The organism is Lacinutrix sp. 5H-3-7-4, from assembly GCF_000211855.2.
GTDB lineage: Bacteria > Bacteroidota > Bacteroidia > Flavobacteriales > Flavobacteriaceae > Lacinutrix.
Genome location: NC_015638.1, coordinates 1,192,840 through 1,212,373 on the forward strand (window position 1 = coordinate 1,192,840; position 19,534 = coordinate 1,212,373).

Genomic DNA, 19,534 nt, shown 5'->3' on the forward strand with positions numbered 1-19,534 from the left:
GTTAGAATTATAATATGAGTAACAACAAAAAAGAATCAAATGATGCTAATGAAGAGGTAGATTTAATAGTTTTTTTCAACCTTATAGGAAGAGCTTTAAAAAAAGTTATTGAGTTTTTAATTGCAATACTCAAAGCTGCTTTTTCTGTAATAATTTATACTTTAAAAGTTATTGTTAATAGCTGGAAAATAATAGTAGCTGTAGTAATAATTGCTTTTGTATTAGGTTATGCTTTTGAAAGAACCCGACCAATAACATACAGTTCTGAAATGTTGGTGGAGCCATATTTCGATTCAAAATACCAATTAGTTACAAATATTAAGTATTTTAATGCGCTTATTGCATCGCGTGATTTTGATGCGTTAGATGGTATATTTAATTCAGATTCTTCTACTCTAGATGTAAAGGATTTAAAAGGGTTTAAAGTAGAACCAGGACCAGAAACCGAGAATGATAGGATACTACAATATCAAAATTTCTCTAGACGTTTAGACTCAGTTCGAAAAGAAGATGTGGATTTTGAGCAATACATAGAAAATAGAAGTATATATTCGGGTAATTTATTTTTAATCACAGCCTATTCTAATAAAAGAGATATTTTTAAAAAATTAGAAGGAGGTGTATTGTCTGCTTTTACAAATCAATTTTCAGAAGAAGAGTTTACTAAAAAAGAGCAGCTTCGAGAAGTGCAAAAACAAAATCTTTTAACTCAACTCCAGGAAATAGACAGTTTAAAAACATTTTATCTTAGAGTTAGAGAACAAGAATCTAAAAAAAACAGCAAACAATTATCGCTTGGAAGTATACCATTATCTAGCGATAGTAAATCAACAACTCGAGAGTTTGAGCTTTTAGAAAAAGAAAATGAAATTAGAGATGAGTTAAATGCACTCGAAGAGCAAAAAATTGAACAAGATAAAGTGTTTGATGTTATTTCAAGTTTTCAACGGGTAGGTAATCAAAACATTACAATTTTTGATCGTTATTCTCTTATATTTCCTGTAATAGGCTTTGTTTTACTATGCGCGTTTTATCTAGTAAAAAGAGTTGTTATTTATGTTAAAAACTATGAAGAATAGAACACTATTAATTACTGGTGGTGCTGGTTTTATTGGGTCTAATTTTATACCATATTATTTAGAAACTAACCCGGATGTTCATGTTTTAAATTTAGATAAGTTAACTTATGCAGGAGACATATCTAATTTAAAAGAATTAGAAAATAATGATAGATATACCTTTGTACAAGGCGATATTTGTGACAGAGCTTTAGTAGAAAAATTATTTGAAGCACATAATTTTATTGGAGTTATCCATTTTGCTGCAGAGTCTCATGTAGATAATTCAATAAAAAATCCAAGTGCTTTTATAGACACAAATATTACAGGAACATTTAATTTATTAGATGTTGCAAAAAAACATTGGATGGAAGGTCCTAACCAAGTAAAAGCAGGCTTTGAGAATGCAAGGTTTCACCACATATCAACAGACGAGGTTTATGGCACATTAGGAGTAACTGGCTTATTTACAGAGCAAACACCTTATGCACCAAACAGTCCGTATAGTGCATCAAAAGCCGCTTCAGATTTTATTATACGCAGTTATTTTCATACCTATGGTATGAACGTGGTTACAACAAACTGTTCAAATAATTATGGCCCTAAACAACACGACGAAAAATTAATACCAACAATTATTAGAAAAGCCATTTCTGGAGAAAGTATCCCAATTTATGGCGATGGTAAAAATATTCGTGATTGGTTATATGTTTTAGACCACTGTAAAGGTATTGCCTTAGCGTTTAAAAAAGGTAAAGCCGGTGAAACATATAATATTGGCGGAAGAAATGAACGAGACAATTTGTATATTGTAAATACAATTTGCAAAATTCTAGATAAAATTAAACCATCTAAAACGTCGTATAAAGAACAAATAACATTTGTAAAAGATAGACCAGGTCATGATTTTAGATACGCTATAGATGCTTCTAAAATAGAAAATGAATTAGCTTGGGAAGCTAACGAAAACTTTGAATCTGGAATACAGAAAACCATAGAGTGGTATTTAAATAAATATAAAGCATAAAAAATATGAAAGGTATAATATTGGCAGGTGGATCTGGAACACGTTTACACCCATTAACATTAGCAGTAAGCAAACAGTTAATGCCAATATATGATAAGCCAATGATTTATTATCCCTTATCAACACTAATGTGGTCTGGTATAAAAGATATTTTAATAATTTCTACGCCTAAAGATTTGCCTTTATTTAAATCTCTTTTAGGAGACGGAAAGCAATTTGGCTGTAACTTTCAATACGCTGTACAAGAAGAACCAAACGGCTTAGCCGAAGCATTTATTATAGGCGAAGAATTTATAGGAAAAGATAAAGTCGCATTAATTCTTGGTGATAATATATTTTATGGCACGGGTTTAGAAAAATTACTACAGCAAAATAACAATCCTCAAGGCGGAATAATCTATGCGTACCATGTTCATGACCCAGAACGTTACGGTGTAGCAGAGTTTGATGAGAACGGAATTGTAATTTCTATAGAAGAAAAACCAAAGCAGCCTAAATCTAATTATGCCATACCAGGTATATATTTTTATGATAATGATGTTGTAGAAATTGCTAAAAATATTAAGCCAAGCCATAGAGGAGAATTAGAAATAACCGATGTAAATAAAGCCTATTTAAAAAAAGGGAAATTACAAGTAAGCGTATTAGACAAAGGAACCGCTTGGTTAGATACAGGTACATTTAATTCACTAATGCAAGCCTCTCAATTTGTTCAAGTAATAGAAGAACGTCAAGGTTTAAAAATAGGAGCCATAGAAGAAGTTGCTTATAGAATGGGATATATAACCAAAGCCCAATTAAAAGCACTTGTTAAACCACTTATTAAAAGCGGTTATGGAAAACATTTACTTAGCATATTAGAGCACTAATTCTTAAATAATATACATAATGAAAGTTTTAGAGACTAAATTAAAAGACTGTTTTATTTTAGAACCCAATGTATTTAATGACTCAAGAGGTTATTTTTTCGAAAGTTTCAATGCAAAAACCTTTATAGAACATGTAAACTCTAAAACAGTATTTCTGCAAGATAACGAGTCGTTTTCTACAAAAGGCGTGCTAAGAGGTTTACATTACCAAACAGGAGAATATGCTCAAGCAAAGTTAGTGAGAGTTGTACAAGGTAGTGTATTAGACGTTGCAGTAGATTTGAGGCAAGATTCTAAAACATTTGGGCAACATGTAGCTGTAGAGCTTTCAGCAGAAAATAAAAAACAGTTGTTTGTACCAAGAGGATTTGCTCATGGATTTATAGTTTTAAGTGATACAGCTATTTTTTCTTATAAATGTGATAATTACTACAATAAAGCATCCGAAGCAGGTATAATTTATAATGATAAAGATTTAAAAATCGATTGGAAATTAAATGAAAGTGATTTTTTAGTTTCAGATAAAGATTTAGTGCTTCCAACGTTAAAAAACGCAAAATTATCATGATTACCAATGTATTAGTAACTGGAGCTAATGGCCAGTTAGCACAAACAATAAAAGAACTTTACCAAAAAAATAAAGATAATATTAAGTTTACTTTTGTTGCTAAAAGTGATTTAGAGCTAACAAATCATAATCAAGTTGATAAACTATTTAGCGCTCAAGTTTTTAATTACTGTATAAATTGTGCAGCATATACAAATGTAGAGCAGGCAGAAGATTCTAAAACATTAGCGTTTAATGTAAATGCCGAAGCTGTAAAAAATCTGGCAACTATTTGTAAAGCTAATAGCACAACATTAATTCACATTTCTACAGATTATGTGTTTAATGGCGAAAAAAAACAACCGTATAAAGAAACAGATAATACAAATCCACTAAATAATTACGGTGCTTCAAAACTTAAAGGAGAGGCTTACATACCGCAATTTATAGATTCTTATTTTATTATTAGAACCTCATGGCTGTATTCTAAATTTGGAAAAAACTTCTATAAAACCATAAGTAATAAAATAAAAGAACAAACCAATTTAAAAATAACAACAGCTGAAACTGGTACACCAACAAGCTGTGTAGATTTAGCTAACGCTATTTATTTTTTAATAGCATCTAAAAACAAGAACTACGGCTTGTATCATTTTAGTAATCTAGGTCAAGCAACCTGGTATGAATTTGCTAAAGAAATTGCTCTAGTAATGGGTCATTATAATTTAGATAAAATACAACCAGTAGATTTTTTTAAAACAAAAGCAAAAAGGCCACAATTTAGTGTACTAGATAAAAGTAAAATTAGCACAATATTACCGCAAGAAATTCCACATTGGAAAGAGGCTTTAAACAATTTATTTAAAATAATTTAAAGCAATAATGATCTTAAATTACATGTTTTAAAAACTAATTATTAGTTGATAAAACACATTAAAAGTATAATGTTTTTTTGTTACTCTAAAAACACTACTTTTGCCTACAGTTAATGAAATCTAATTTTATAAGTTATTAGATTTATATTTCATAAATAATGAAAAAAAATATTGCTATAATCGGTTTAGGCTATGTAGGATTACCACTAGCTGTAGAATTTGCTAAAAAATACAATGTTGTAGGTTTCGATATAAACCCAAACAGAGTAGAAGAACTAAATAACGGTCACGACAGTACTTTAGAAGTTAGCGACGAAAATTTAAATGCAGTTTTAAACCTGAAAGAAAATCAAATAGGTTTAAAATTAAGTTGCGATGTAAAAGATATTGCAAACTGTAATGTGTATATAGTTACAGTGCCTACTCCAGTAGATATTAATAACAGACCAGTATTAACACCATTAATTAAAGCCTCAGAAACCATAGGTGGTATTTTAACTAAGGATGATATAGTAATTTATGAATCTACAGTATATCCTGGTGTAACAGAAGACGAGTGTGTTCCTGTTTTAGAAAAAACAAGCGGTTTAAAATTTAATCAAGATTTTTATTGTGGCTACTCTCCAGAGCGTATTAATCCTGGAGATAAACAACATACAGTAGCTAATATTTTAAAAGTGACTTCAGGATCAACTCCAGAAATAGGTGAAGTAGTAAATAACTTATATGCTTCAATAATTACAGCAGGTACACACTTAGCACCAACTATAAAAGTTGCAGAAGCAGCTAAAGTTATAGAAAATGCACAACGTGATATTAATATTGCTTTTGTTAACGAACTAGCAAAGATTTTCAATAAATTAGATATAGACACACATTCGGTATTAGAAGCAGCAGCTACTAAATGGAATTTTTTACCATTTAAACCAGGTTTAGTTGGAGGCCATTGTATTGGTGTAGACCCATACTATTTAGCTCAAAAAGCTCAAGAAGTTGGGTATCATCCAGAAATTATTTTAGCAGGAAGACGTTTAAATGATTCTATGGGTGATTTTGTAGCTACAGAAGTTTTAAAACTTATGGTAACAAAAAATATTGCGGTAAAAAATGCGAAGGTATTAATGTTAGGTATTACGTTTAAAGAAAACTGTCCTGATATTAGAAATACTAAAGCTATAGATGTTTATACAGCACTTACCAATTTTAATATGAATGTAGATGTTTATGATCCGTGGGCAGATCAAGAAGAGGTTAAAGAAGAATATAACATTTCTACAATTCAAACATTAGGAAAAAACTATGATGCAATTGTACACGTAGTATCTCATAAAGAATTTTTAGATTTAGATTTAAATAATTTAAAATCTAATAAAGGAATTGTTTATGATGTTAAAGGAAGTTTGAATATTAATGAGGTTACAAAAAGACTATAAAAAATTATGTTTAAAAAAGTATTTATCTTATTAATTATGTTTTGTGTTTTCTCTTGTAAAGAAAAAAAGGTAAAGACTATAAAGGAAGATATAAAAACTATAGAAATCGAAAAAAAAATATCTCTAGAAACAAAGCAAGACAACAAAATAAGACTAAATTTTAAGGGTGTCTTTTCAGAAGAAGATGTTTTTTTAATATACTATTCAATTGAAGAAAACCAAAAGTATAGTAACAAACATTTTTTTAAAAGGAAAATTAATGGTTCTAATAAAATACAAAATATAGAATTTGAATTCCCTGAAAATATAAAACCATATGATTTAAGAATTGATTTTAGTGATAATAAAGCTCAAAAGCAGGTTGTTTTTGAAGAGCTCAAAATTTCAGATTCATTAAATTCTATTATAATTAATAAAAATAACATTAAAGCCAATTTTAACTTTGATAGTGAAAAAGTAAATTTTGATAAAGAAAATTCAATGTTATCAGGAAATTTATTTGTAACCAAAACAGGAGCTAAAGGTTATAATCCTTTTATTAATTCTAACTTAAATTATAGAAAAGCTCTTAAATCATTTAATGAGTTAAACTCATTAAAACAAAAAAAAGAAGTTTTATTAGATGTTGAAAATACAAACTTAACAGATGGAGAATTTAGAATAGTTGTAGAAGGTACTTTTAAGGAAGATGATGTTTTACTGTTGTTTTATACAGATGATTATGGTAAATCACTTAAGAAAAAAGAACCGCTTAAAATAAATGTAAGAGGAAGTGATTTTCCTCAAACATTAATATTTACTTTACCAAACGAGGATTTTCTCGTAGATTTTAGGTTAGATATAAGTGATAATGTAAATCAGAAAAATATAATAATTGATCGAATATTAATAGCTGAACTAAGCTCCTTAATTACTATTAATAGAGATGATATTTCGGACAGTTTTGTGGGGAATGAATATGTAGTTTTTGGTGATAATGGACATGTTATTTTAAGCGTTTTAGAAGAAGGTAATGTTAAAAAGTACAATCCTTATTTTTTGCCATCCAAAGAATTAAAAGATAAATTAGCAGCTAAATTTTAATAATTATTTTATGACGAAATATCATACAAAAAACTTATCTGATTTCACATTTTTAGTAACAGGAGGAGCTGGGTTTATAGGAAGTAATATAGTAGATTATCTATTGAAAAATGATGCAAAAAGAGTTGTTATACTAGACAATTTTTCGACTGGTCATCATAAAAATATTAATAACCTCATAAAAGATTCTCGTTGTGAATTAATTGAAGGTGATATTAGAGATTTAGAAACTTGCAAAAAAAGTACGATAGATGTAGATTATGTTTTACATCAAGCCGCTTTAGGCTCTGTACCTCGTTCTATAAACGATCCATTAACCTCAAACGAAGTTAATGTTTCTGGTTTTCTTAATATGCTTATAGCTGCTAAGGAATCGAAAAGTGTCAAAAGAATGGTTTATGCTGCATCTTCAAGTACATATGGAGACAGTGAAGGATTACCTAAAGTAGAAGATGTGATTGGAAAACCGTTATCACCTTATGCAGTTACAAAATATGTGAATGAATTATATGCTGATGTTTTTTATAAAACATACGGTTTAGAAACTATAGGTCTTAGATACTTTAATGTATTTGGACCTAAGCAAGATCCAGAAGGTGCTTATGCGGCTGTAATTCCAAAATTTGTTGGACAATTTTTAAATAAAGAAAATATTGTTATAAATGGAGATGGAGAACATTCTAGAGATTTTACTTTTATTGAAAATGTAATTCAAGCTAACATTAAAGCAGCTCTTGCAGAGAAACCTGAGGCTGTAAATCAAGTTTACAATGTAGCATTTGGTGAAAACACAAACTTGAATGAATTGGTTGATGACATAAAATCAGGATTAAAAAATCTGAATGTAGATTATAGCGCAACAATTGTAAAACATGGTCCAGATAGAGTAGGAGATGTAAAACATTCTTTAGCAGATATTACTAAAGCAAAAAAATTAATAGATTATAATCCATTATATTCTTTTAAAGAAGGAATAAAAATAACAACAGAATGGTATTATAATGAATTATAATTTGGGCATTAGATATAAAAAGTTTTTAAATATTTTATTCTTTAGTCTTTTATGTGTCCTTTTTACATACCCAATTTTACCTAATGCTATTCAAAGTTTAGTTATTGGGTTATTAATAATTGTCTCTATAATACTTTACAGAAAAGATTTTAAAAAAAAAATTAAGACTATAGGTTTAAAACCTATAGTCTTATCTTCTTTATGGGTGATACTAATAATTATAAGTCTTACTTATACTCCTAATCAAGAAAAAGGGCTAAAGTTAGTTTTAAGATTAATTAATTTTGCAATATTCCCTTTTTTATTCTTTTATTTAATTCCAAAAATATCAGATAGAAAAAAGAGCTTGTTGTATTTTTTCTATGTTTCTTCTCATTTGTTTCTTATAATTTTTTTGATCGTAAAATTAATGCAAGGTTTAAATACTATAGGTTATATAAATGAACAAGGAATAAGAATAAGAGGACCATTAAATATTGGAGTTTTAGAGCAGTTTAAAATTATATTAAAAATACCATTACATGTTTCTAGATACTACATTAATGAAAACAAAATTTCTACATTCTTTATTCATAAAGCTTATTTAAGTATGGGATTTCTTTGGAGTAGTATACTTATTATTAACAATGTTTTATTTAAGGAAAACAAAAAGATAATAAAGTGTATTGGAGTTGTTTTAATTTTGATCTTTATTTTTGGTGTAGTTTATTTTACGTCTATACCGAACTTAATAAGCTTATTAATTTTACCTCTTTTTGTAATTTGGAAACTAAATTCAAAAAAAAATAAAATCATATTGTTTTCAATTATGGTTTTAGCACCTATATTTATTATATCCCTACCAAGTATTCAAAATAGGATTTTCAATAATGTTAGGCTTAAAACAGATTTTGATGAAGCTAAAAATATGATTACTAATATGTTTTCTAAAACACCTCAAAATAATGCAAACATTAGAGTAAATGTTTGGAGTTGTGCTATACATCAATTTACTAAAAAGCCAATTTTTGGATACGGAATTGGATCTGAGAATGAAATTTTAAAAAAGTGTACTAATCTAAACTTAAATTCGCATAACTATTTTTTATCCCTTTTAATTTCTGGTGGAGTTATAGTATTATTAGCTTTTATATTTTTTTTAGTATCTAGTTTAGGATTAGCATTTATTACTAATAATAAAATCTATGTTGTATTCTTAATTTTATTATGTATAAACCTCATGGCAGAAAGTATGTTTATTAGAATACATGGTATTTTATTTAGCTCTATTTTTGGAAGTCTTCTATATAGAGAATCTTTATATTTAAAAGCTAACAAATAAGGTGGTAAAGTCAGATTTTTTAAAAGGTATAAGCGTACTAGCTGGAGGCACAATGGTTGCACAAGTTGTTACTTTTTTAGCAACAATATATCTTACACAATTATATTTACCAGATAGTTTTGGTTTATTATCACTAGGGACATCTATAATAAGTCTATGTATACCATTTGCAACATTAAGATTTGATAAAGCAATAACAATTGCAGAGAATGATAAAGAAATTTATAACCTTATTGTATTATCTTTTATAAGCAACACATTTGTTTCTGTAGCGATACTAATTATTGGACTTATTATATATTTTTTTAATTTGTTTACCGTAATTCATTACTCTTTAGTATTTATAATTCCTTTTAGTGTTTTTCTTTATGGATTAATAAATGTTTTTCAAATGTATTTTGATAAACGTACAAAATTTAATGTCACTTCCAAGAGCGTTATTATCGATGCTTTATCAAAATCGGGAATACAATTTACTTTGCATAATTTTTTCCCTTTTTTAGGTATGCTTTTAGGTTATGTGGCTGCTCTAATTATCAGTACTTCCTATTATTATTACAACACTGTTTCTTTGGTGAAAAAATGTAAAGAAAATATAAGTAAAAAAAACCTATATACAACAGCAAAAAAATACGACAAGTTTCCTAAATTTTATGCGTTAAGTAATATCTTAAAATCGGCATCTCATAATATATGTTCCTTTACATTTCCTTTACTTTTTTCACTTACTATATTAGGTAATTTTAGTATTGCATTTAAAATTGTAAAATTACCAGCTCAATTGTTATCTATGGCTATAAGGAGAGCTTACTGCCCAAAAGGAGCTAGTTTATATTTAACAGATAAAAAAGCTTTGCTAAGACTATATTTAAAATCTACTAAGGTATTAATTTTTATATCTATAATACCTTTTATAATATTTCAAGTTTTTGCCGATGACTTATTTAAGATGTTCTTTAAGGAGAGTTGGTGGGCAGCAGCAGATTATGCTAAAGTTATTTTGTTATATGTCTTGTTTAATATAATAAATTCTTTAGCTCATGAGAATATGATTATTTTTGGATTACAAAAAAAACTATTATTTATTGAAATTTTATGGTTAATATTAAGTCTAATTCTAATATTTGTTGCCTCTAATTTAAATAGTGCATATTTAGCGGTTGTATTTTATGCTTTAGTTGGTGTTTTTATGGAAATTATTGTATTTACAATTCAATACAAAAAAATAAGAAGTGAGCTTTAATAATTAAGTTATGAAAACTACATTTAAAAGTATAAATTATTTATTTGTATCATGTATTGGAGTACTGTTAACAGGTATTGCATGTTATTTTACGCAATTAAACATTACTGTATTATTTTCATTAATTACTTTAATTTGTAGTTATAATATTTTTAAAATATCTATTAAGCGCTTAAATAGTTTTACTTTTTTCTTTCTTCTTTTTTTTACTTTATATACTTATGCTCCTATAATAACTGTTTTATTTGAAATTGATAACAGAAAATTATTTTTAGATTCAACACCAGACGCCGCATGCTTATATTTATTTATTTCTACGCTTGGTTTGTTTGGTATGTCTATTCCATACATTATTAACATTAAAAATTTTGAAACTAATAGAGCGCTTTATTTAAATAAAGTAAAACAGTTTACATTGTTCACTGTTATATTTGTTTTATTAGCTGCTTTAAGCGAATTTATTAACATATATAGAGCAGGAGGATTTGGTATTTTAAAATATGGTAAAGCCGTATATCAAGCAAAAACAGGAGGACTTTTTATAACATTACCATCTGCTAGTTTATTAAAAATAGGTTTTTTCTTTTTAGGCTTACGTATGTATTTAACATATGGTAATAGTTTTTTTAGGGTGTTTAAAAACAAGTTGTTTTTATTTATAATACTGATATCTTCTCCTATTATTTTAATTTATTTAAGTGTTGGTTTTCGAGGTCATTTATTAGGAGTATTTATTGCTTATTTTGTAGGGTACTGTTATTATTTAAGTATTTATAAAATAAAGAAAAAAGTTTTGTTCTTTATTTTTTTAGGGTATTCTGCAATGGCAATATTATATGGTATTAGAGGTCAATTAAAACATTATTTTACTTCTGGAAATTGGGATAGGTTTGAATACTATGTTTTTGAACAAAAAAGTTATTTAGAATATTATAATCCTGCAAATAATGAGTTTGGTGCTCCTTATATGAATTATATAAAATTCTATAATGATGATGATAACAAATTACTTTATGGTAAAAGCTATTTTGAAGGGTTTTTAATTCCAATTCCAAGGGTGCTATTACCTTTTGAAAAACCAAAACCAATTACTTATATATTTAAAGATAGATATTTTTCTTCTTGGAATACTAGTAGAATATCAGGCTCTGGTTTTTCTTTTGTAATGGAAGCACAATGGAATTTTGGTATTTTAGGTTCGTTTTTTGTTTACTTTTTATTAGGATCATTTTTTTGGTTTTTAGAGTATTTAAGAAATAGAAATAAATTTATTTTATTTCTACCTTTATTCTATGCAATGATGCTGCCTTTAGCACAATCAATACATAGGTCTTCGTTTGGATTTTTAATGGCAAATATTATTGTTATAACTTTGTTAATTTCTGTATTGGTTTTATTAAAGAAAATTATACCAAATAAAATAAGAAAAGAATTTTGAAATTGATTTTAAAAAAAATAAAAAACCTATTTATTCTATATACTAAAGGAGGAGTTGCTTACGCTAAGCATTTAGGAGTAAATGTAGGAAAAAGATGCCGAATATACACATCTAGTTTTGGTAGTGAACCTTTTTTAATTACTATAGGTAATGATGTTACAATAACATCAGGAGTTAAATTAATTACTCATGATGGTTCGACTTGGTTGATGAGAGATGAAAAAGGTAGGAGGTACAAATTTCAAAAAATAGAAATAGGTAATAGTGTTTTTATTGGTGTAAACAGTATAATAATGCCAGGTGTTAGAATAGACAATAATGTAATTGTCGCAGCGGGTTCTGTTGTAACTAAATCTGTTCCATCAGGCTCAATTGTTGCTGGTGTTCCTGCAAAAGTTGTCGGTAATTATTTTACATTAAAAGAACAGATTTTAAATAATTGCATAAGTGATCAGGAAATGGATTATAGTAAAAACTATAAGGATAGAATTTTAGATGTAACAGGCACCACTTTTAAAAAATATTTATAAAAAAGATATATTGAAACAAAAGAAAATTACCATTATTTTACCTTCTTTAAAAGCAGGAGGAGCAGAAAGAGTTATGTCATTTGTTTCTCAAAATTTAAATAGAAACAAGTATAATGTAACGCTTCTAGTACTTGGTTATAAAGCAGATTCTGTTTACAATACCGATGGAGTTAAAACTATGTTTTTAAATAGTTCCAGGTTGTTATATTCTTTATTAGAAATTACTAAGTATATATTTAAAAAAAAACCTAATATTATTATTAGTTCTGTAACACATGTCAATTTATTTATGGCAGTTTTATCCTTTGTATTTTATAAAATAAATTTTGTTGCTAGAGAGGCTAGTGTCATTAGTACAATAAGTGAACATAGTAAATCTATTTTAGCCAATAAATATTTAATTAAGTTTTTATATCCAAGATTTAAAAAAATAATATGCCAATCAGAAGATATGAAGGAAGATTTAAATCTAACGTATAATCTTAAAAAAGAGAAGTTGGTAGTTATTAATAATCCCATAACAAAAATTTATCCTGTTAAACAAAAGAATTTATCTATAAATGATCCTGTTAAATTTATTACGGTTGGTCGCTTGAGTCAGGAAAAAGGACACGAAAGAATACTTAAAAGTTTAATAAATATAAAATATGATTTTAAGTATTGTATTATTGGTTCAGGACCTTTAAAAAACAATTTAAAAGCTTTAGTTGCAGAATTAAACTTAATAGATAAAGTAACTTTTATTGATTACACAAATAAAGTATCAGAAGAACTTAGTAAAGCAGACCTTTTTTTACAAGGTTCATATGTAGAGGGTTTTCCTAATGCGGTACTAGAAAGTTGTGTTGTTGGCACACCTGTTTTAGCATTTAATGCACCTGGCGGAACAAAAGAAATTATAAAGAATAATGTTACTGGGTATATAGTTAATTCTGAACAAGAATGGTTAGATAAAATTGAGGATATTGAACACTTAGTTAATATGGATCCATTTATTGTTAGTGAATTTGTTAAAAATAAATTTAGTGAAATTCATATTTTAAAAAAGTATGAGTTTCTTCTTGAAAACTTAAATTAAAATGAGGTTTGTATTTCTAATAAATAGATTAACCATGGGTGGAGCTGAACGTGTAGTCGTTAACCTAGCAAATAAATTAATAAAAAACAATCATGCTGTAGAAATTATTTGTTTAGAGAAAAGTGATGTAGCATATAATATAGATTCAAAATGTAAAGTACACACTCTAACTAACCACGAAGTAAATAATGGACTTTTAAAGTATTTATTTTTGATATATCAAGCATATAAACTTAAAAGATATATTTCTAAAAATAAAATTAAAGTTGTTCAAAGTCATTTATATAGAGCAAACTATGTCAATGTTTTGTCAAAAAAACTTTTTTTTTCAAAACATATATCGCAAATAATTAATCATAGCTCTTGCTCCAGGTATAAAAATAGTGGGATAAAAGGGAAATTAAATTTATTTTTAATAAAAAATCTTTATTCAAAATCAAACGTTATTGTTGCAATTTCAAAAATGATGAAATTTGAAATTGAAGAGATTACAAAAAGAAATGATGTTTTAGTAATAAATAACCCTCATGAATTAGATGTAATTAAAAAGAAAATGCATGAGGAAGTTCATGAATTTGAATTTCAAGATAATAAAAATTACATAATATGTATTGGTCGTTTGATTCCTTTAAAAAGAAATCAAGATATAATAAATGTAATTCCTAAATTGAATACAAATATAGAATTATTGTTTTTAGGAGATGGTGAAGAGAAAGAAAAGCTTATTAATTTGGCTACTGATTTAAAGGTTAAAAACAGAGTTCATTTTTTAGGTACTGTAAGTAACCCTTTTAAATATATTTGTAAATCAGATTTTGTTGTTAGTTGTTCAGAAACAGAAGGGTTTCCAAATGTTTTAATAGAAGCTATGGTGTGTAAAACAATTGTTATATCCACAGATTGTGTAAGTGGACCAAGAGAAATTATAGCACCAAATACTAATTTTTTAGACACAATAAATTATCCACTTAATTCATTTACAAAACAAGATTATGGTATACTTTATCCTGTTGGAGATTATTTTGCCTTAAAAAATGCAATTGTTGATGTTATTTCAAATAATTATAAAACGGAAATTGAAGAAAAAGCATTTAAACAAGCAAAAAAATATGATATAGAAAACATCATTTTAGATTATAAATCAAAACTATTTAATTTAAATTAAAGAGTAGTTTCTTATTTTTTTTAGCTTTACCTTTCCTTTTTAACATTTTTACTTTTGCTATCTTAAGTTTATATACCTTTTGTAGCTAGATCAAATATTTAAACATATTTAATAAATTATAAATCATGAATGGAAATTTTATTGTTTCTTTAGATTACGAGCTAATGTGGGGAGTTAGAGATAAAAAAACTATCTCTAATTATGGAGAAAATATAAATAATGTTAGTGAAATAATTCATGAGTTATTAATTCTATTTAATAAATATAATATTAATGCAACTTTTTCTACAGTTGGCTTTCTTTTCGCTAAGAATAAAGAAGAGCTAATAAATTACATACCTAAACAACTTCCAAAGTATAAAAATGATAATTTAAGTCCTTATAAGGGTTATATTGACAAAATTGGAGATGACTCTTCAGATTCTTATCATTATGCTTTAAAAGATATCTTAAAGATTAAAGATTGTGAAAATCATGAAATATCTACGCATACATTTTCACATTATTACTGTTTAGAAGAAGGTCAAGAATATAAAGATTTTAAAGAAGATATAAATAGTGCGATAAAAATTGCAGAAAAAGAAGGTATAAAAATAAATACAATTATATTCCCAAGAAATCAATATAATTCTAAATATGATAAAATTTTAATTGAAGTAGGAATAAAAGCCTATCGAGGCAATGAAAACATTTGGTTTTACAAAGAGAAAAATGGAGAAAAGGATTCAATGCTAAGAAGAATGATGAGACTAATAGATACTTACATTAATATATCTGGACATAATTGTTATAACATTCAAAGTAATGATAATAACCTATTAATAAACTTACCATCAAGTAGATTTTTAAGGCCATATAATCCAAAATTAAAATTCTTGGAGACATTTAGACTAAGACGAATTAAAAAAAGTATGACTTATGCAGCTAAAAAAGGTTTAGTTTACCATTTATGGTGGCATCCTCACAATTTTGGTTCCTATAAGGAGCTTAATTTTCAAATGCTTGAAAATATTTTAAAGCATTATAAAAAGTTGAATGAAAACTATGATTTTCAAAGTTCAACGATGTCTAGTTTTTTAAAAGTATAAGTTTATGAAAATATTATTTTTAGCAAAAGATTCTGACTCTTCTAAATATATGATTAATGCAGTTAAAAAAGATTATGCAATATCTAAAATAGTATTAGAATCTGGGGTTAGTAAAACAAAGCTATTAAAAAGAAGAATAAAAAAATTAGGAGTATTTAAAGTTTTAGGACAATTATTATTTCAATTAGTAGTTGTTAAAATACTTAAAATCTCTAGTCGTGCTAGATTAAAAGAAATCATTGAAAGAGCTAATTTTGATAATACAGAATTAGATAGCGATAAAATTATTAAAGTAAATTCAGTAAATAATAAAGAGACTATTAATCTTATAAAACTAGAAAGTCCAGATGTTATAGTAGTAAATGGTACAAGAATTCTTTCTACCAAAGTATTGGAGTCTACTAATGCTATAATATTAAATACTCATGTAGGGATCACACCAAAATATAGAGGTGTGCATGGAGGTTATTGGTCTCTGGTTAATAAGGATATAGAAAACTTTGGTGTTACTGTGCATCTTATAGACAAAGGTATTGATACAGGTGATATTATATATCAGGATAGAGCTTATATATCTTCAAAAGATAATTTTACGACTTATCCACTTATTCAGCTTGATAAAGGTATATCTTTGATGAAAAAAGCACTTTTAGATATTAAAAATAATAATCTACAAGCTTTTAAAAGAGATTTGCCAAGTAAATTGTGGTCTCACCCTACAATTGTTGAATATTTTTATAACCGTATTTTTAAAGATGTAAAATAGATGTTTCTATAACGTTAATTTAAATGTTATTGAAAAGAATATGTATGAAAAAGAAGTAGGAAAATGTAATTTTAAAAAAATTATGCTATTTAAGAGAAAAAATTTTTTAATCTTTAATTAATATTTGTATTTGGATGTTTTTATAACGTTAATAACCAATGCTTTAATAATATTTTTTGGTTATAGAAAATTAAAAAAAGTAAAATCTATTTTAGTTAAATTACTATATATTGCACTTTTTATAATGCATAATTGTGCTTTTATTTTAAACTATTTAAACAATTTAAAAGTCCAAAAAGATTCCTATAATTTTTACCTTAATGCTTTAAACGCATCAAAAATTACAGATTTAAACTTCATTGGTAGTCAGTTTATGTCTGTAATTGTTTTTCCATTTGTAAAATTAGGGATTTCCTATTTCTCAATTTCACTAATCTTTTCAACTCTTAGTCTTTATGCATTTTATAAATATTTTAATCATTTTTATAAAATGTATAAAAATGGAAACTATTACTACTTCTTTTTTCTAATGTTAATTTTTCTATTACCGTCATTGCATTATTGGACTGCAGGATTAACAAAAGAAGCTTTAATTTTTTATCTTATGAGTACTGTTTATTTTCAAATTCTAAAGGAAAACACTAATAATTTAATATTTATAATTGCACTACTTCTAATTCTATTAATTAGGCCATATATTTTTATAATTATTTTAATATCATATATAGCCTTTATTATGATAAATACGGTAAAACAAAATAAATATAAAATTATGTTATTATTATTAAGTGTCTCCTTTAGTATTATCATTTTAAAAAAGTTTTTAAAAATAGATGAATTTAATATTGCCACGATACATAATAGATTTGAACATATTATAGACTATAGTAGTCAAAATGGAGCTTCATCAATTGATTTGAAAAATTCAAATTATATAAGTCGTTTTTTTTTAGTGTTATTTAGGCCTTTGTTTTATGATGCAAAGGATGTATTTCAATTATGGATTTCTTTAGAAAATTTAATTAACTTATTATTAGCTGTAATATTTAGTTATTCTATTTTGTTAAAAAATAAAATAAAGGGTTTTTTTAAAGACAATTTATATGTAGTGTTATCAACAATATTTTTAGTGTTATTTTACTCTATATATCTATATAATCTAGGTTTAGCTTCTAGAATGAGGGTGATGTTTATTCCTTATTTTTACATATTATTTCTTACTTTATTTTTTAATAATAAAAATTATGATGAAGAAAAAATTAATTAGAGTAACAACTATACCTCTATCTCTAGAAAAGCTTTTGGGAGGTCAAATGTCTTTCATGAAAGATTTTTATAAAGTGAAAGCAGTCTCTTCAGATAAAGAAAAGCTTGAAGAAGTCGGTAAGATAGAAGGTGTTGAAACACATTGGATAGATTTAACAAGAAAAATCACACCAATAAAAGACATATTAGCTGTTTGGAAAATGTATAATTTTCTAAAAAAAGAAAAACCGCATTTTATACATTCACATACTCCTAAAGCTGGAATGGTTTCAATGTTAGCAGGTAAGTTAGCAGGCGTTCCAAATCGTCTACATACCGTAGCAGGATTACCATTATTAGAAAGTACTGGTGTAAAAAGAATAGTTTTAAATATTGTAGAAAAAATAACCTATTCTTGCGCTAGTAAAGTTTACCCAAACTCTAATGCACTTAAAAATATTATTATAGCTAATAATTTAGCTAAGCAAAATAAACTTAAAGTTATTGGTCATGGAAGTTCAAATGGTATAAACCTAGATTACTTTAATCCTGAAAATTTTACTGTTCAACAGATTGATACTCTAAAAAAACAGATAGGTATAAAAGCAGGACAATTTGTTTATATATTTGTTGGTAGAATAGTTAAAGACAAAGGTATCAATGAATTAATAGAAAGTTTTATAAAGGTAAATTTAGAGAACCCTAATACCAAACTATTGTTAGTTGGACCATTCGAATCAGATCTAGATCCAATTAAACCAGAGAACGTTATAAAAATAAAAGAAAACAAAAACATTATAGAAGTAGGCTATGTAAATGATGTTAGACCATATTTCTTAATATCTGATTTATTAGTATTTCCAAGCTATAGAGAAGGGTTTCCAAATGTCGTGATGCAAGCAGCTGCTATGGGACTTCCTTGTATTGTAAGTAATATTAATGGATGTAATGAAATAATCCAACAAAATAGCAATGGTTTAATTGTACCTGTTAAAGATGTAGAAAATTTAACTCTTAAAATGAAAGAGTTACTTTTGAATGAAGCTCTATATTTGAAACTTAAAACAAATACTAGAGAGAGTATTAAAGATAGGTATGAACAAAAATTCATTTGGCATGAAATTTTAAATGAATACAAACAATTGGACAATGTATAAAGCTTTATTAAAACCAAGTTTAGATTGTATAGCAGCATTAATAGCTTTGGTAATATTTAGTCCATTATTTATAGTAGTATTAATACTGTTAATTTTTAATAATAACGGTAAGCCATTCTTTTTTCAAAAAAGACCAGGAAAAAACGAAAAAATATTTAAAGTCATTAAGTTTAAAACAATGACAGATAAAAAAGATGCTAATGGAAATTTATTACCCGATGCAAAACGATTAACGCCAGTTGGAAAATTTGTAAGAAAAACATCTTTAGATGAGTTACCACAACTTATAAATGTTCTAAAAGGCGATATGAGTTTAGTAGGGCCAAGACCTTTACTTCCAGAATATTTACCTTTATATAACGACACTCAAAAAAAGAGACATGATGTAAAACCAGGAATAACAGGTTGGGCGCAAGTTAACGGTAGAAATGCCATTACCTGGAACAAGAAATTTGAATTAGATGTTTGGTATGTAAACAACATAAGCCTAATGTTAGATTTAAAAATAATTTTAAAAACTATTGGTAAAGTTATAAAATCTGAAGATATTAATACTGAAAATCAGGCGACTACATTTAAGTTTGATGGTAATAACTAAT

At 26.5% G+C, this 19,534-nt stretch carries 19 protein-coding genes; all 19 read left to right on the forward strand.

The features are described 5' to 3' along the window. The first annotated feature begins 14 nt into the window (after nt 1–14). The 19 genes from LACAL_RS05170 (at nt 15) to LACAL_RS05260 (ending at nt 19,533) form a co-directional block, all read left to right on the forward strand. Nucleotides 15–1,079: a hypothetical protein gene (locus tag LACAL_RS05170; protein ID WP_013869653.1), complete on the forward strand. Its 1,065-nt coding sequence runs from the start codon at nt 15–17 to the stop codon at nt 1,077–1,079. After that, on the forward strand, nt 1,069–2,085 hold the full coding sequence (rfbB, locus tag LACAL_RS05175) for a dTDP-glucose 4,6-dehydratase (protein WP_041301719.1): 1,017 nt from the start codon (nt 1,069–1,071) through the stop codon (nt 2,083–2,085). Before LACAL_RS05170 ends, rfbB begins: the two co-directional genes overlap by 11 nt. A gap of 5 nt (nt 2,086–2,090) precedes the next feature. Continuing rightward, nucleotides 2,091–2,954, forward strand: coding sequence for a glucose-1-phosphate thymidylyltransferase RfbA (gene rfbA, locus LACAL_RS05180; RefSeq protein WP_013869655.1), 864 nt, complete (start codon nt 2,091–2,093; stop codon nt 2,952–2,954). A gap of 19 nt (nt 2,955–2,973) precedes the next feature. After that, nucleotides 2,974–3,522, forward strand: a complete 549-nt coding sequence (gene rfbC, locus LACAL_RS05185) for a dTDP-4-dehydrorhamnose 3,5-epimerase (RefSeq protein WP_013869656.1) — start codon at nt 2,974–2,976, stop codon at nt 3,520–3,522. Beyond that, the gene (gene rfbD / locus LACAL_RS05190; RefSeq protein ID WP_013869657.1) at nt 3,519–4,376 is read left to right on the forward strand and encodes a dTDP-4-dehydrorhamnose reductase; all 858 of its coding nucleotides are present in this window, start codon (nt 3,519–3,521) and stop codon (nt 4,374–4,376) included. Before rfbC ends, rfbD begins: the two co-directional genes overlap by 4 nt. A gap of 158 nt (nt 4,377–4,534) precedes the next feature. Next, nucleotides 4,535–5,809, forward strand: a complete 1,275-nt coding sequence (locus tag LACAL_RS05195; RefSeq protein ID WP_013869658.1) for a nucleotide sugar dehydrogenase — start codon at nt 4,535–4,537, stop codon at nt 5,807–5,809. 6 nt (nt 5,810–5,815) lie between these two features. Continuing rightward, nucleotides 5,816–6,892 carry a hypothetical protein gene (locus LACAL_RS05200; protein ID WP_013869659.1) on the forward strand — a complete coding sequence of 359 codons (1,077 nt, stop codon included), beginning with the start codon at nt 5,816–5,818 and terminating at the stop codon, nt 6,890–6,892. A 10-nt stretch (nt 6,893–6,902) separates the two neighbouring features. After that, nucleotides 6,903–7,904: an SDR family oxidoreductase gene (locus LACAL_RS05205; protein ID WP_013869660.1), complete on the forward strand. Its 1,002-nt coding sequence runs from the start codon at nt 6,903–6,905 to the stop codon at nt 7,902–7,904. A 409-nt stretch (nt 7,905–8,313) separates the two neighbouring features. Continuing rightward, complete coding sequence (locus LACAL_RS05210; RefSeq protein WP_158306392.1) at nt 8,314–9,225, forward strand: O-antigen ligase; 912 nt, start codon at nt 8,314–8,316, stop codon at nt 9,223–9,225. A gap of 1 nt (nt 9,226) precedes the next feature. Further along, nucleotides 9,227–10,468 (forward strand): oligosaccharide flippase family protein, encoded by a 1,242-nt coding sequence (locus LACAL_RS05215; protein ID WP_013869662.1) that lies wholly within the window; start codon nt 9,227–9,229, stop codon nt 10,466–10,468. Nucleotides 10,469–10,478: 10 nt separating this feature from the next. After that, entirely contained in the window at nt 10,479–11,906 is a 1,428-nt protein-coding gene (locus tag LACAL_RS05220; RefSeq protein ID WP_013869663.1) for an O-antigen polymerase, read from the forward strand. Beyond that, entirely contained in the window at nt 11,903–12,436 is a 534-nt protein-coding gene (locus LACAL_RS05225; RefSeq protein ID WP_013869664.1) for a DapH/DapD/GlmU-related protein, read from the forward strand. The genes LACAL_RS05220 and LACAL_RS05225 overlap by 4 nt, the downstream gene beginning before the upstream one ends. A 10-nt stretch (nt 12,437–12,446) precedes the next feature. Then, nucleotides 12,447–13,514: a glycosyltransferase gene (locus LACAL_RS05230; RefSeq protein WP_013869665.1), complete on the forward strand. Its 1,068-nt coding sequence runs from the start codon at nt 12,447–12,449 to the stop codon at nt 13,512–13,514. Between the two features lies 1 nt (nt 13,515). Continuing rightward, nucleotides 13,516–14,679, forward strand: coding sequence for a glycosyltransferase (locus tag LACAL_RS05235; protein ID WP_013869666.1), 1,164 nt, complete (start codon nt 13,516–13,518; stop codon nt 14,677–14,679). Between the two features lie 125 nt (nt 14,680–14,804). Continuing rightward, nucleotides 14,805–15,767, forward strand: a complete 963-nt coding sequence (locus tag LACAL_RS05240; protein ID WP_013869667.1) for a polysaccharide deacetylase family protein — start codon at nt 14,805–14,807, stop codon at nt 15,765–15,767. A gap of 4 nt (nt 15,768–15,771) precedes the next feature. Next, nucleotides 15,772–16,533, forward strand: a complete 762-nt coding sequence (locus LACAL_RS05245; protein ID WP_013869668.1) for a formyl transferase — start codon at nt 15,772–15,774, stop codon at nt 16,531–16,533. A gap of 736 nt (nt 16,534–17,269) precedes the next feature. Further along, nucleotides 17,270–17,800 (forward strand): hypothetical protein, encoded by a 531-nt coding sequence (locus LACAL_RS15285; RefSeq protein ID WP_148256123.1) that lies wholly within the window; start codon nt 17,270–17,272, stop codon nt 17,798–17,800. Beyond that, a complete protein-coding gene (locus LACAL_RS05255; protein WP_013869670.1) occupies nt 17,781–18,935 on the forward strand; it encodes a glycosyltransferase family 4 protein in 1,155 nt (384 codons plus the stop codon). Before LACAL_RS15285 ends, LACAL_RS05255 begins: the two co-directional genes overlap by 20 nt. Beyond that, entirely contained in the window at nt 18,928–19,533 is a 606-nt protein-coding gene (locus LACAL_RS05260; RefSeq protein WP_041301724.1) for a sugar transferase, read from the forward strand. Before LACAL_RS05255 ends, LACAL_RS05260 begins: the two co-directional genes overlap by 8 nt. Nucleotide 19,534: the final 1 nt, after the last annotated feature.

Excerpts from the sequence above, each read along its gene's own strand:
- LACAL_RS05170 (WP_013869653.1), top strand. The coding sequence starts at position 15 with ATGAGTAACAACAAAAAAGAATCAAATGATGCTAATGAAGAGGTAGAT.
- rfbB (WP_041301719.1), top strand. The coding sequence starts at position 1,069 with ATGAAGAATAGAACACTATTAATTACTGGTGGTGCTGGTTTTATTGGG.
- rfbA (WP_013869655.1), top strand. The coding sequence starts at position 2,091 with ATGAAAGGTATAATATTGGCAGGTGGATCTGGAACACGTTTACACCCA.
- rfbC (WP_013869656.1), top strand. The coding sequence starts at position 2,974 with ATGAAAGTTTTAGAGACTAAATTAAAAGACTGTTTTATTTTAGAACCC.
- rfbD (WP_013869657.1), top strand. The coding sequence starts at position 3,519 with ATGATTACCAATGTATTAGTAACTGGAGCTAATGGCCAGTTAGCACAA.
- LACAL_RS05195 (WP_013869658.1), top strand. The coding sequence starts at position 4,535 with ATGAAAAAAAATATTGCTATAATCGGTTTAGGCTATGTAGGATTACCA.
- LACAL_RS05200 (WP_013869659.1), top strand. The coding sequence starts at position 5,816 with ATGTTTAAAAAAGTATTTATCTTATTAATTATGTTTTGTGTTTTCTCT.
- LACAL_RS05205 (WP_013869660.1), top strand. The coding sequence starts at position 6,903 with ATGACGAAATATCATACAAAAAACTTATCTGATTTCACATTTTTAGTA.
- LACAL_RS05210 (WP_158306392.1), top strand. The coding sequence starts at position 8,314 with ATGCAAGGTTTAAATACTATAGGTTATATAAATGAACAAGGAATAAGA.
- LACAL_RS05220 (WP_013869663.1), top strand. The coding sequence starts at position 10,479 with ATGAAAACTACATTTAAAAGTATAAATTATTTATTTGTATCATGTATT.
- LACAL_RS05235 (WP_013869666.1), top strand. The coding sequence starts at position 13,516 with ATGAGGTTTGTATTTCTAATAAATAGATTAACCATGGGTGGAGCTGAA.
- LACAL_RS05240 (WP_013869667.1), top strand. The coding sequence starts at position 14,805 with ATGAATGGAAATTTTATTGTTTCTTTAGATTACGAGCTAATGTGGGGA.
- LACAL_RS05245 (WP_013869668.1), top strand. The coding sequence starts at position 15,772 with ATGAAAATATTATTTTTAGCAAAAGATTCTGACTCTTCTAAATATATG.
- LACAL_RS15285 (WP_148256123.1), top strand. The coding sequence starts at position 17,270 with ATGATAAATACGGTAAAACAAAATAAATATAAAATTATGTTATTATTA.
- LACAL_RS05255 (WP_013869670.1), top strand. The coding sequence starts at position 17,781 with ATGAAGAAAAAATTAATTAGAGTAACAACTATACCTCTATCTCTAGAA.
- LACAL_RS05260 (WP_041301724.1), top strand. The coding sequence starts at position 18,928 with ATGTATAAAGCTTTATTAAAACCAAGTTTAGATTGTATAGCAGCATTA.